This window comes from Mycobacterium sp. E2327 (assembly GCF_001672675.1).
In the GTDB taxonomy this organism is placed as follows: Bacteria; Actinomycetota; Actinomycetes; order Mycobacteriales; family Mycobacteriaceae; genus Mycobacterium.
Genome location: NZ_LZKE01000222.1, coordinates 60201 through 73546 on the forward strand (window position 1 = coordinate 60201; position 13346 = coordinate 73546).

10 protein-coding genes are annotated in these 13346 nt (G+C 67.0%); 5 read left to right on the forward strand and 5 right to left on the reverse strand.

Annotation, left to right across the window (positions count from 1 at the left end):
* Nucleotides 1-45: 45 nt before the first annotated feature.
* Nucleotides 46-1641 (reverse strand): SulP family inorganic anion transporter, encoded by a 1596-nt coding sequence (locus A5712_RS25545; RefSeq protein WP_082973658.1) that lies wholly within the window; start codon nucleotides 1639-1641, stop codon nucleotides 46-48.
* 304 nt (nucleotides 1642-1945) lie between these two features.
* Here A5712_RS25545 and A5712_RS25550 point away from each other — a divergent pair, with 304 nt between their 5' ends.
* Both A5712_RS25550 and A5712_RS25555 read left to right on the forward strand, forming a co-directional pair.
* Complete coding sequence (locus A5712_RS25550) at nucleotides 1946-2563, forward strand: TetR/AcrR family transcriptional regulator (RefSeq protein ID WP_068111753.1); 618 nt, start codon at nucleotides 1946-1948, stop codon at nucleotides 2561-2563.
* A gap of 31 nt (nucleotides 2564-2594) precedes the next feature.
* Nucleotides 2595-3806, forward strand: coding sequence for an acyl-CoA dehydrogenase family protein (locus A5712_RS25555; RefSeq protein ID WP_068111755.1), 1212 nt, complete (start codon nucleotides 2595-2597; stop codon nucleotides 3804-3806).
* Nucleotides 3807-3816: 10 nt separating this feature from the next.
* Here the strand turns inward: A5712_RS25555 and A5712_RS25560 are convergent, their stop codons facing one another.
* The 4 genes from A5712_RS25560 to A5712_RS25575 all read right to left on the reverse strand — a co-directional run bounded on the left by A5712_RS25560 (nucleotide 3817) and on the right by A5712_RS25575 (nucleotide 9102).
* A complete protein-coding gene (locus A5712_RS25560; RefSeq protein ID WP_068111758.1) occupies nucleotides 3817-4938 on the reverse strand; it encodes an LLM class flavin-dependent oxidoreductase in 1122 nt (373 codons plus the stop codon).
* 5 nt (nucleotides 4939-4943) lie between these two features.
* Entirely contained in the window at nucleotides 4944-6338 is a 1395-nt protein-coding gene (locus A5712_RS25565) for an NtaA/DmoA family FMN-dependent monooxygenase (RefSeq protein ID WP_068111761.1), read from the reverse strand.
* A gap of 27 nt (nucleotides 6339-6365) precedes the next feature.
* The gene (locus tag A5712_RS25570; protein WP_068111764.1) at nucleotides 6366-7571 is read right to left on the reverse strand and encodes an LLM class flavin-dependent oxidoreductase; all 1206 of its coding nucleotides are present in this window, start codon (nucleotides 7569-7571) and stop codon (nucleotides 6366-6368) included.
* 451 nt (nucleotides 7572-8022) lie between these two features.
* Complete coding sequence (locus tag A5712_RS25575; protein WP_068111767.1) at nucleotides 8023-9102, reverse strand: LLM class flavin-dependent oxidoreductase; 1080 nt, start codon at nucleotides 9100-9102, stop codon at nucleotides 8023-8025.
* A gap of 117 nt (nucleotides 9103-9219) precedes the next feature.
* On the opposite strand from A5712_RS25575, the gene A5712_RS25580 reads away from it, so the two are divergent.
* From A5712_RS25580 to ctaD, 3 genes are all read left to right on the forward strand, one after another.
* A complete protein-coding gene (locus tag A5712_RS25580; protein WP_068111769.1) occupies nucleotides 9220-10437 on the forward strand; it encodes a GNAT family N-acetyltransferase in 1218 nt (405 codons plus the stop codon).
* A gap of 2 nt (nucleotides 10438-10439) precedes the next feature.
* Nucleotides 10440-11402, forward strand: coding sequence for an FAD-binding oxidoreductase (locus tag A5712_RS25585; RefSeq protein ID WP_068111772.1), 963 nt, complete (start codon nucleotides 10440-10442; stop codon nucleotides 11400-11402).
* Between the two features lie 190 nt (nucleotides 11403-11592).
* Nucleotides 11593-13329, forward strand: a complete 1737-nt coding sequence (ctaD, locus tag A5712_RS25590) for a cytochrome c oxidase subunit I (RefSeq protein WP_068111775.1) — start codon at nucleotides 11593-11595, stop codon at nucleotides 13327-13329.
* Nucleotides 13330-13346: the final 17 nt, after the last annotated feature.

Sequence of the window (13346 nt, forward strand, 5' to 3'; positions counted from 1 at the left end):
GGTTAGCGGTTCACACGCGCGGCGCTACTAGCGCCGGCGCAGCGGTCAGCTCCCTTCGGCCGATGCCGTCTTGGGATGGACCAGGGTCAGCTGGGCCCCGCCGCGCTCGACGTTTGCGGCCTCACCGTCGGACGGACCGCTCCCGTCCGGCTCGCTCATGCCGTGGATGCGCACCGTGCCGCCGGTATGCCGATGGTGGCGCAGCCAGTCGCTAATCGCCTGGTGCGCGGCGTGATCGAGGTAGTTGGCCGCGACGTTGACCGTCACCACCGCGCCCGCCGGGACGGACGCCAGCACCCGGGTCAGCCGGGGCAGGGCGAGAAAGGTGCATGCACCCCCGACGTCGATCGTCCATTCGTCACCCACGCGCGCGGCCTCGACCCTGGCCCGTATCACCCGCCAGCCGGTCAGCGCCACCGCGACCGCAAGGCCGATCAGGACGCCGTGCAGCAGGTTGAGGAAGACCACCGCGAGCGCGGTGACGATATACACGGCGAGATCTCCGGTGCGGCGCGCGGTCTCGATATGGGCCGGCTTGAGTAGCTGAATTCCAATGACGATCAGCAGGCCGGCTAGCGCCGCGCTTGGGATCTGCTCGACCAGTTCCGCGAACGGAAGTGTGAACAGCAGGATCCACACGCCGTGCATGACCGTCGAGGCACGGGATTTCGCGCCCGCGTTGACATTAGCCGCGCTGCGCACGATGACACCGCTGATCGGCAGGCCACCGATCGCGCCCGACACGATGTTCGCAGCGCCCTGTCCGATCAGCTCACGATCGAAGTCGGTCCGCGTTCCGTTGTGCATTCTGTCGATCGACACTGCGGTCAGCAGGCTCTGAACGCTAGTGACAAGCGCGACCGTCAGAACACCCACCGCGACGGCGCCCCAACCGCCGTCGGGCAGTTCCGGCAGCTGCAGCGCGTCCAAAACGGATCCCTCGAGCTCGATCCGCGGCACGTCGAACGGAAAGACCAGCGAGATAACCGTCACGGTGACGATGGCGACGAGCGCGCCGGGTATGCGGGCGACTTTGGTGGGCGCCCACCGCCATCCGATCAGAATCAAAACCACCAGCACGCCCAGGATCACGCCGGGTCGGTGCGCGCCGAGCACCTGGTCCGGTAGGCCGATAACGTTTTGCCAGGCATTGCTTTTCGATTTGCCGCCCAACAACACATGAACCTGTTGAAGTGCGATGGTGATTCCGATTCCCGCCAGCATCGCGTGCACGACGACCGGTGAAATCGCCAGCGCTGACCGCGCGACGCGGCTCATGCCCAGCAAGACCTGCAGGACGCCGGCGCCGACGGTGATCAAACACGTCACCCCCCAACCGAAGTGGGACACCAGGTCGGCGACGATGACGGTGAGCCCGGCCGCGGGACCACTCACCTGTAGTGGCGATCCTCCGATCAACCCAGCGACGATCCCACCGACGATCGCGGCGATCAGGCCGGCGAGCACTGGAGCGTTGGATGCGATGGCGATCCCGAGCGACAAGGGCAGAGCCACCAGGAACACAACCAGTGACGCCGGCAGGTCGCTGCGAATCACGGAGCGCAGCCGGTCGTTTCGTTCACGTCGCGAAGCTTGGTCGCGGCCGACGCCTCGCTCCGGGAATTCTTCGACTTGCTGCATACTCGCCTTCTCGTTGGTTGTTGCCTTGTGCGTCGCAATATTCGGCGTCGACGCCCGCGTAACACGTTGGGGCCTAGCGGTTTACCCGACTAGCGGTGTCGTCATTCGGATGCGAATTCCCCGCCCCCTGCCGTGAAAGGTAATTGGGGTGTCGGGAGCCGGGCAACCCGACGGGCCCGGCGCTTATCGAATGCAAATGTTCCCGCGGGCCCATTTCGTCGCCGCCGACTGCCCCCGGGCACGCGATGTGAATTTCGCAACACAGATATGGCCACCGCCTTGGTGAGTGAGTACTCTCTCACCTATGCAACTTTCGGGGCGTGACCGACTGCTGGGCGAAGCGCTGCGGCTTTTCGCCGACAAGGGTTACGCCGCGACGTCGGTGGCCGACATCCAGCGGGCGTCCGGCCTGGCGCCGGGGTCGGGCGCGCTCTACAAGCACTTCGGCTCCAAGCGAGAGCTGCTGGAGGCCGCCGTCGCGCACCGGATCGACAGCATCGTGGCCGCCCGGGAGCAGTACGACGCCGGAGAGCCCGGCAGCGTCGAGCAGGCGGTGCGAACGGCGGGCCAGTTGATCTGGGGCAACCTCAAGGAGAGCGAGGACTTGCTCAAGGTCATGCTGCGCGAACCCGACGAGCTCGGCGATCTCGGCGAGAAGACCTGGCAGGTCATTACCGACAACGCCTACCAGCGGTTCGCCGACGAACTGGCCGCGTTGAATCGATCGGGCCGCAACGAGATACCCGATCCCGCGGCGACCGCGGCCGTGGCGATCGGGTCGTTGTCCTACGCCGCGACGTTGCAGTCGCTGACCGGGCGCCTGCCCGGCAATATCGCCGAGGACCGCTACATCGAGGCGTGGGTGAACCAGACGCTCAGCGTCCTCAAGCAATATCGCAAGCCGGAAAAGCCGGAAAGCTGAAATCCACCAACCTATTTCAGGAGCCTTACCCGTGACATTCTCACTGCAATTGAGCGACGACGTGATCGAGGTGCGCGATTGGGTGCACAAATTTGCGGCCGAAGTGATCCGCCCCGCCGCATCGGAATGGGACGAGCGGGAGGAAACCCCATGGCCCGTGATCCAGGAGGCCGCGAAGGTCGGTCTGTACTCCCCCGACTTCTTCGCCCAGCAGGCGGCCGAGCCGAGCGGGTTGGGATTTCTCACCACGTTCGAGGAGATGTTTTGGGGTGACGCCGGCATCGCGCTGTCCATCCTGGGCACCGGTCTGGCCGCGGCGGCGTTGGCGGGCAACGGAACCCCGGAACAGCTGGGTCGCTGGCTTCCCGAGATGTTCGGTACGCCCGGCGAACCCAAACTCGGCGCGTTCTGCTCCTCGGAGCCCGACGCGGGCTCGGACGTCGGCGCCATCCGCACCCGCGCACGATACGACGAGGCGGCCGGCGAATGGGTGCTCAACGGCACCAAGACGTGGGCGACCAACGGCGGCATCGCCAATGTTCACATCGTGGTGGCCTCGGTCTATCCCGAGCTCGGCACCCGCGGCCAGGCCACGTTCGTCATCCCGCCGGACACCCACGGCCTGTCGCAGGGGCAGAAATTCAAAAAGCACGGGATCCGCGCCTCGCATACCGCCGAAGTAGTGCTGGACAACGTCCGGCTGCCCGAGGACGCGATTCTGGGCGGACGGGAGAAGTTCGAGGAGCGCATCGCCCGAGTCAAGTCCGGCGCCTCGTCGCGCGGGCAGGCCGCGATGAAGACCTTCGAGCGCACCAGGCCCACGGTCGGCGCGATGGCCGTCGGGGTGGCCCGGGCCGCCTATGAATACGCCCTCGAATACGCTTGCCAGCGCGAGCAATTCGGCCGCAAGATCGGCGAATTCCAGGCGATCGCGTTCAAGCTGGCAGACATGAAGAGCCGCATCGACGCGGCGCGGATGCTGGTGTGGCGGGCGGGCTGGATGGCCCGCAACAACCAGAGCTTCGACTCCGCGGAGGGCTCGATGGCCAAGCTGGTGGCCAGCGAGACCGCGGTCTATGTCACCGACGAGGCCATCCAGATCCTGGGCGGGAACGGGTACACCCGCGACTACCCGGTGGAGCGAATGCACCGCGACGCGAAGATCTTCACCATCTTCGAGGGAACGAGCGAGATTCAGCGCCTGGTCATTTCGCGAGCGGTGACCGGCCTGCAGATTCGTTAGGCTGGCCACCTCATCGCCGGGCCCACTCCTCGGCGAGCAGCCGATAGGACCGAACCCGGTCCTGGTGATCATGAGTAATCGTCGTGATGATCAGTTCGTCGGCCTCGGTTGCATCGCGTAATCGCTCGAGCTGATCGGCGACCTGCACCGCGGAGCCGACGAACTGGGTCTCGACGCGGTCCGCGACTAGTTCACGGTCGGCCGCGGTCCAGGTGTGCCGGCGCGCTTCGTCGGGGGTGGGAAACGGGATCGCGCCCTCGCCGGTGCGAATGCTGCGCACCCAGGGCCCGTAACCCGCGGCGAGGTTGCGTGCGGTGGCCTCGTCGTCGGCGACGACGACGTCGGCCGACACCGAGACGTACGGCCGGTCGAGCTCGGGCGAGGGCTTGAAATCAGCCCGGTAGGCATCGGTGGCCTCCAAGACCGCCGCCGGTGCGACGTGGTAATTGGCGGCGAACCGCAGGCCCCGGTCACCGGCGACTGCCGCGCTCTCCCCGCCGCTGCTGCCGAGGATCCAGATCTGCAGGTCGGCGCCTTCCCCCGGCACGATACGCGCCTCTTCCCCCTCGGCGGATCGATAGGAACCGGCGATCAGGGCGAGAATGTCGTCCACCTGCTCGGTGTAATTCTGCGGTTCGGCACCCGGCAGCGACAGCAATGCCTTGTGCAACGCGAAGCGCGGCGAGCTCAGCAGCGGCGTCGGATCGAATCTGGCAGGGATTCGCAACCCATTCGATGCGTGCCCATTGACCACCGGCCGCGGCGCCGGAGCGACCCGTGCCGGCACCCGCGGCTTGCCACCGGAACGCCCGAGGCCCAAATCGAATCGGCCCGGATGCGCCGCATCCAGCAGGCCGAATTCCTCCACCGTGGACAAGGCGGTGCGATGTCCCATCTGGACCGCGCCCGAACCGAGCCGGATCGTCGACGTGTGCGCGGCGGTCAGGGCGAGCAGCACCGCGGGAGACGTGCCAGCGACGCCGGGGTTGAGGTGGTGTTCGGCGAACCAGTAGCGCGCGTAGCCCAAGCCTTCGGCGTGCCGCGCGAGGTCGATGCTGTTGCGCAGGGCCTGCGCGGCAGTCGAGCCGGACGAGATCGGAACGAGGTCGAGGACCGTCAGCGGGGTGGTCATGAGCCTTACGAAGCCACCCCTCTGGAGGCGTCCGGGTCAGCCGATCGCCCGGGCACCGGCAGCGGCGGCAAGCCGAGGTGCTCGCGCAGGGTGGTGCCCGCGTAGTCGGTGCGGAACACGCCGCGTTCCTGCAGCAGCGGCACGACCCGATCGACGAAGGGATCGAGCCCCCCGGGCGTGATGTGCGGGACCAGTATGAACCCGTCACTGGCGTCGGCTTGCACGAAGTCGTTGATCGTCGCGGCGACGGTCCGCGGCGATCCGATGAAGGACTGGCGCCCGGTGACCTCGACGATCAATTCGCGACTAGTCAGCTTTTGCGCCTCGGCTTTGGCCCGCCAGTCGTTGGCGATCGCGATCGGGTCCCGAAACATGCGGACGCTGGCCCGCCCGCGCGAAACGGTGTTTTCCCCCACGATGGGGTCCACGGCGGGCAACGGGCCGTCCGGATCGTGGTCCGAAAGTTCTCGGTTCCAGAGCTGTTCGAGGAATTTGATCGCCGTCTGCGGGGAAACCTGCGCCAGCCGCACCTCGTGGGCGATGTCGGCGGCCTCGGCGTCGGTGTCACCGATGACGAACGTTGCGGCGGGCAGAATGAGCAACTCGTCGCGACGTCGCCCGTATCGGGCGAGGCGTCCCTTGACGTCGGCGTAGAACGCTTGGCCCGCTCCCAGCGTGCTGTGTCGGGAGAAGATCGCGTCGGCCGCCGAAGCGGCGAACTCGCGACCCTCGTCGGAATCGCCGGCCTGGAAGATCACCGGCCGGCCCTGCGGGCTTCTCGGGACGTTGAATCGACCGTGGATGTCGAAATGTGCGTCTCGGTGGCCGAATGCGCCCGCGTGTGGGTCGGACAGAAAGACGCCGGTTTTCTTGTCCGCCACGATTTCGTCTCCGCGCCAGGAGTCGAAGAGCTCCAGCGTCGTCTGCAGGAAAGTCTTCGCCCGCTCGTAGCGCTGGTCCTCGGCCAGGAATCCGCCCCGGCGGAAGTTCTCGCCGGTAAACGCATCCCAGGAGGTGACGACATTCCACGCGGCGCGCCCGCCGGAGAGATGGTCCAGCGAGGCGAATTGCCGGGCCACTTCGTAGGGCTCGTTGAAGGTGGAGTTGATCGTGCCGGTCAGTCCAAGGCGGTCGGTCACCGCCGCGAGCGCGGCCAACACGGTGAAGGTGTCGGGACGGCCCACTACGTCCAGGTCGTAGATCTGTCCGTTCTGCTCGCGCAACCGCAGGCCTTCGGCCAGGAACAGGAAATCGAACTTGCCTCGCTCGGCCGCCTGAGCAAACCGCGCGAACGAGCTGAATTCGATGTGGCTTCCGGCCGCCGGGTCACTCCACACCGTCGTGTTGTTGACGCCGGGAAAGTGGGCCGCCAAGTGAATCTGTTTTGCCGGAGCGCTCATCTGGAGATCCTCAATATCGGGCCTGTTTCAGGCGACCGCGTAGCGGTTGGTGGGACGGCGCAATCCGAGCAGTCCGCGAAGCGTGTCCGCCTCGTAGGCGGAACGGAACAGCCCGCGACGGCGCAATTCGGGCACCAGGCCCTGGGTGATCTGCACGAGGTCATGGGGCAAAGCGGCCGGGCGTAACCGGAATCCCGACAGCCCTGCGGCATGCCACTCCTGCAGCACGTCGGCCAGCTGTTCCGGGGTCCCGACGAAAATGTCTGCGTCGCTGCGGTATTCGGCTCCGGCCAGTTCATCAAGTCGGCGTCGCCGGGCCTGAGCGGCCTGCGGGGTGCGATCGAGGAACACCACCACGTCACCGAATATGTGCAGCCCGTCGCCGCTTGGGCCCGCGGCGCTTCGCAGCGCCGTGATCTCGCCGACGATATCGCTCGCCTGCGCGGCGTCACGCGGTGTGACGAACCCGACGTCCGCGCTGCCCGCGATCAACCGGTACGACACATGGCTGTGTCCCAGCGCGGCGACGATCGGCTGCCCCTGCGGCGGGCGCGGGGTGATCGACGGTCCCTTGACGGAGAACCACCGGCCTTCGAAGTCGATGTAGTGCAGCTTCTGACGGTCGATGAACCGTCCGGTCGCGACGTCACGGATCTCGGCGTCGTCCTCCCAGCTATCCCACAGGCGGCGCAGCACCTCGACGTAATCCGCGGCCTCGGCGAAATGCTCGCGGATCTGCTCCTGAATGGCGGGATCATCGATTACGTCGAGGGACATGCGAGGCAGCGTGCGGCGCCCGAAGTGCGCCGCCGCGTCGTTGCGAGCGGAGATCTGGACCCGGAGCCCGGCCCGGCCGGTGCTCACGTAGTCGAGCGTGGCGATCGACTTCGACACATGGAACGGTTCGGTGTGAGTGATCGTCGCCGTCGGCACGAACCCAATGCCTTTGCTGCGCGGGGCGATTCGGGCGGCGACGAGGACCGCGTCCAAGCGACCGCTGACGCGGTCGACGCGATTGTCAGGCTCGAAGGGATCGTCCGACTGGACGGTCATCGCGTCCTCGATCGTGACGAAGTCCAGCGATCCGCTCTCGGCTTCGGCGACCAGGTCGGCCCAGTAGGCGGGGTCAAACAGTTCGTGCGGTCGCGCTTCGGCCTCCCGCCATGCGGCCGGATGCCAGCCGGCACCATCCAACGCCACCGCCAGGTGCACGAGGCTCGACGAATCGGGCATCACCAGACCAGCCTTCCTAACGAATACAACCACTGTGCCGCGATGCGCCCGGAGACGCGGACCGCGACGGCGGTTTTGGCCGGGCCCAGCCACCGAGGGGAATAACTGCTCGATGATCAGGTTCGCGTCGCACGGCGGGCGGCGCCGGCGCCCCCGTTGAGCAGGAAAACATGCCGGCGTCGGGGTGGCCGGTTTGCCGGCCGGGGCTTCGCCTCTCGCGCACCGCTCGTCCGCCGTGACTTCGCTTGTTGCGCTTGTGATCCCATCAGTTTGCTTTCCGCGTCCATTGGCGGTTCGGACGCCCAGCGGCGGCGGCCGGAAGCGCGCTGACGGCCCCCAGCGCGGCGCGTGCTTCGGCGGCAAATACGCGCTCTCGCGCTGCATGGCCGGGCGCTGGCGCTCTTGGAATCACACGGATTACAACCCCGTCACGACGTCCAGCAGGGATCCGCTACTTCGGCAGCAGGGGCAGCACGCCCTCGGCGAACCAGTACGCCTCTTCGAGGTGTGGGTAGCCCGACAGGATGAACTCCTCGAAGCCCAGCGAATGGTATTCCAGGATTAGGTCCGCGACCTCCCGGTGGCTGCCGACCAGCGCCGTGCCGGCGCCGCCGCGGACCAGACCGACTCCGGCCCACAGATTCGGGTAGACCTCGAGCTTGTCGACCTGGCCGCCGTGCAGGGCGGTCATCCGTCGCTGTCCCTCGGATTCCGATTTGGCATGCAGCGATGTGGCTTTGGCGATCTCCTCGTCGGTCAGATCGGCAAGCATCTCGTTCGCGACGGCCCAGGCCGCCGCCGAGGTGTCGCGGCTGATGGTGTGCAATCGAATGCCGAACCGAACCTTGCGGCCAACCGCGGCGGCCCGCTCGCGCACGCGCTCGATCTTGGCGGCGGCGTCGTCCGGAGGCTCGCCCCAGGTGAGGTACACGTCGGCATACTCGGCAGCGATCGGCAGCGCCGCCGCCGAGGATCCACCAAAGTAAATCTCCGGCAAGGGATTCGGCGGCGCCGACACCCTGGCGTCGGCGACTCTGTAGTACTTGCCGGTGAAATCTACCGACTCCTGCGTCCACACTGAAGTGACGATCTGTAGGAACTCGGCGGTGCGAGCGTAGCGCTCGTCGTGGCCGAGCCAGTCGCCGAAACGGCGTTGTTCGGCATCGTCGCCGCCGCTGACGACGTTGAGCAGCACCCGTCCACCGGAAAATCGTTGCAGCGTCGCGGTCTGCTGCGCGGCCAGGGTGGGAGGCACCAGGCCGGGGCGGAATGCGACCAGAAACTTGAGCCTCTCGGTCTCCGCCAGCAACGCTGCCGAGGTCAGCCACGCGTCTTCGCACCAAGTCCCGGTGGGTGTCAGCACGCCCTCAAAACCCAGCCGGTCCGCGGCGCGAGCCACTTCCGCCAGGTAGCGGCGGCTGGGTGGGCGATATCCGTTCGGAATTGCGCGGTTCGAGGATGCGTGCGATCCGCCGACAATCGAACGGCTGTCACCGGTGGTGGGCAGGAACCAGAAGAAGCGAGGAGTCATCTGCCGTCGACGCTAGGTTCCTGCCGAGCGGAGAGCAAGCTGGGTTCTGGCCGCACTCAACTCGTGTCCGAGGGAGGTGCGGGCACTGCCGCCGACGGCACGAGACATTATGGCGACATGAGCACCGACATTCGCATCCTCGAGGGCGAGGACGATCTCATCGCCGCGGCGAACGTGTTTCGCGCCGCCATGGTGGGATTTCCCCCGCTGGCGAACCTGGCGCCCGGCCAGATCACCGAGCTGGTGGAACCCGGCCGCACGATCGGGGCTTTCGTTTCGGGGCAACTCGTCGGCACCGCCGACGCGGTGACGAGCGGACTGACGCTTCCCGGCGGCGCGATCGTGGGCCATGCCGCCGTGACCCACATCGGGGTGCTGCCGTCGTTCACCCGAAAAGGCATCGCCACCGAGCTCATACATCATCAGCTTCGCGACATCGCCGCGCGGGGCGAAGCGGTCGCGACGCTGCGCGCCTCGGAGGCGACCATCTACGAGCGGTATGGCTACGGCGTGGCGAGTTCGTCGCAGACCGTCGAGGTTCAGACTGCACGTGCCGCGCTGCGCCCAGGGGTGGCGGCCGGCGGTCCGGTGCGGCTCGTCGAGGTGGGCGAATCCTGGGACCTCCTGCCCCGGATCTACGCCGAGAATCGTCCGTCCCGCCCCGGAACCATCGACCGCCCGGCCGTGTGGTGGCGCAGCCTGCGGATGCGCGCCGAATCCTCGCCGGGCGCTTCGTATGTCGCGGTGCACGGCGAACCGGGCTCGGAGACCGGATTCGCTCGCTACCGCCCCGTCGACACCGATGCATGGTTCGTCAGCGACCAGCGCACCATCGCGGTCGAGGACTTCTTCGCGCCCACGATGCAGGCCTACGTCGGGTTGCTGCGTTTCCTGCTCGGGCTCGATCTCATCGATCGCGTCGTGTTCTGGATGCTGCCCGCCGATGCTCCGTTGCCCTGGCTCCTCGTAGATCGGCGAGCCGCGCGGGTTACCGCGGTGCACGACGAGACGTGGCTGCGCGTCGTCGACGCGCGAAAGGCGTTGGCGGCGCGCGGATATGTCGGCGAGGGGGAGGTCACCGTCGCGGTCGACGACCCCCTGTTGCCGGGGAATTCGGCCAGCTTCACCATCACCGCCGCGGGCGCTGAGCCGACGGACCGACCGGCCCAGTTGCACACCGGAGTCGAAGCGCTCGGCGCCGCGCTGCTCGGTGGCGCGACGTGGCGCGGCCTGGCCACCGCCGGGCTGGCCCGCGCCGATGACCCGCAAGCGCTCGCCGTCGCCGATCGGCTGTTCGCGGTGCCCGACGCCCCGCACGCAGGATTTTACTTCTAACGATGATCGTCATCGTCGGCGCGGGCATCTGTGGGCTGGCGGCCGCCTACGAGCTGTCCCGGCGCGGGGAACGCGCGGTGGTGTTCGAGCGCGGTGCGCCGTTCGCGGAACAATCCGCGGGACTGGCGCGCATCTTCCGCATCGCGCATCGGCGCGCCGTGTTGTGCAGGCTCGCCATGCGGGCCCGCGACGGCTGGCAGCGCTGGGAGACCGAGTTCGGCGCCGGACGCCTGCTCGGCACGGAGGGCTTCATCGCCGCCGACGCCGGCCCGGACATTGCGGCCGCAATGGACGATGCCGGCGCCGCTTACTTTCGGCTTGACCGGTCCGAAATCGTCGCGCGTATACCGTTTTTGGCCGCGCCATGGGAAACCGGAGTGTTCGATCCGCAGGGCGGGAGCCTGCGCATCCGCCGCGCGCGCGACGCCCTGGCGCAACGTGCCGCCATCGAGCGCGGCCACGTCGTGTCGGTCGAAGACGACGGCGCGACGATGCTCGCGGACGGCACCGTCGTGCACGCGGACCGCGTGCTCATCTGCGCGGGTGTCGAGACGCCGGCCCTGTTCGGTCCGCTGGGCATCGAATTCGCCCCGCACACCCGCTTCACCTACGAGGGCGCCGAAGCGGCCGGCGCCGCATGCCTTTCCGCGCCCGAGGGATACGGATTGCCGCTGGGCAGCACGGGGCGTTGGGCGTTCGGGCAGGAGGTGCCCGACGCCGCGACAGTGCGCGCGCTGTTTCCGTCCCTGTCACCCGTGGGCCGGGTGGACTGCGTCACCGCTCGCGCCCCGTGGCTGGACTCGGGTGGCGACGGCTGGACGGTGGCCCGGCGGGGTCGCGTCGTCGCGTTTGTCGGCAGCAACCTGATGAAGTTCGGGCCGCTGCTCGGCGAATTGCTGGCGCGCGCAGTGCTGAACGACGAGCCGCCGAGCGAGCTGACCCTAACTAACGGCGGCATGTCGTAGAAGCCGTGTCCGCATTCAGTCGTGACGACCGCTCCAGGTGTGGTGAGCCTGCCCTTTCCAGCGGGCCGCCCTCGTCGCGATCACCTCATTTTTGGGACGTTTGACCCTTGGTCCGGGCTGTCGTGGCTCGGAATACTTGGGCGGCCTGCCGATTGCTCGGCCAGATTGCCACGTCCCTTGGAGGTAGATCGTGACCGCTGAGGCACCGTCCGTCGCCGCACTCGAAGCTCGCCGGCCATTTCCGCCCCGGCACGGCCCAAAGGGCAACTTGATCTACAAGCTCGTCACCACCACAGATCACAAGATGATCGGCATCATGTACTGCGTCGCCTGCTTCATCTTCTTCTTCATCGGCGGCTTGCTGGCGCTGTTGATGCGGACCGAGTTGGCCGCCCCTGGCCTGCAGTTCTTGTCGAACGAGCAGTACAACCAGCTGTTCACCATGCACGGCGGCATCATGCTGCTGTTCTACGCCACGCCGATCGTGTTCGGCTTCGCCAACCTGGTGCTGCCGCTGCAGATCGGCGCGCCGGACGTCGCCTTCCCGCGGCTGAATGCCTTGTCATTCTGGCTGTTCCTGTTCGGTGGGCTCATCGTGGCATCCGGGTTCATCACCCCGGGCGGGGCCGCGGACTTCGGCTGGACCTTCTACACCCCGCTGAGCGACGCGGTCCACTCACCTGGGGCCGGTGGGGACCTGTGGATCACGGGCATCATCGTCGCCGGCCTGGGCACCATCCTGGGCGCGGTGAACATGATCACCACGGTGGTCTGCCTGCGCGCACCCGGCATGACGATGTTCCGGATGCCGATATTCACCTGGAACATCCTGGTCACCAGTGTGCTTGTGCTGATTGTCTTTCCACTGTTGACCGCCGCGCTGTTCGGTCTGGCCGCCGACCGCCACCTCGGCGCGCACGTCTACGACGCGGCCAACGGCGGCGTGGTCCTGTTTCAGCACCTGTTCTGGTTCTTCGGCCATCCAGAGGTATACGTCATCGCGCTGCCGTTCTTCGGCATCGTGTCCGAGATCATCCCGGTGTTTTCGCGCAAACCGATCTTCGGTTACACCACGCTGGTGTACGCGACGCTGTCGATCGCCGCACTCTCGGTCGCGGTGTGGGCGCACCACATGTATGCCACCGGAGCCGTTCTGCTGCCGTTCTTTTCGTTCATGACATATCTGATCGCGGTGCCCACCGGGATCAAGTTCTTCAACTGGATCGGCACGATGTGGAGAGGCCAGTTGACCTTCGAGACGCCGATGCTGTTCACCCTGGGCTTCATGATCACCTTCCTGTTGGGTGGCCTGACCGGCGTGCTGCTGGCCAGCCCGCCGCTGGACTTCCACATCAGCGATACCTATTTTGTGGTCGCGCACTTCCACTACACGCTGTTCGGCACCATCGTGTTCGCCACTTATGCGGGCATCTACTTCTGGTTCCCGAAGATGACCGGCCGGCTGCTGGACGAGCGGCTGGGCAAGCTGCACTTCTGGCTGACCCTCATCGGCTTCCACACCACGTTCCTGGTGCAGCACTGGCTGGGCGATAAAGGCATGCCGCGCCGCTACGCCGACTACTTACCCACCGACGGCTTCCAAACGCTGAACGTTGTTGCCACGACAGGGGCATTCATTCTCGGTATCTCGGTGTTGCCGTTCGTGTGGAACGTCTCCAAGAGCTGGCGCTACGGCGAACCGGTGCTCGTCGACGATCCTTGGGGCCACGGCAACTCGCTGGAGTGGGCAACGAGCTGCCCGCCGCCGCGACACAACTTCACGGAGCTGCCGCGGATCCGTTCGGAGCGGCCCGCATTCGAACTGCACTATCCACACATGGTTGAACGGATGCGCGCCGAAGCGCACGTCGGCCGCCGGCACACTGACGCCACGACCGCAGAACCGGAGCCGGTGCCACCGCTATAAACACATGGCCGGGACAG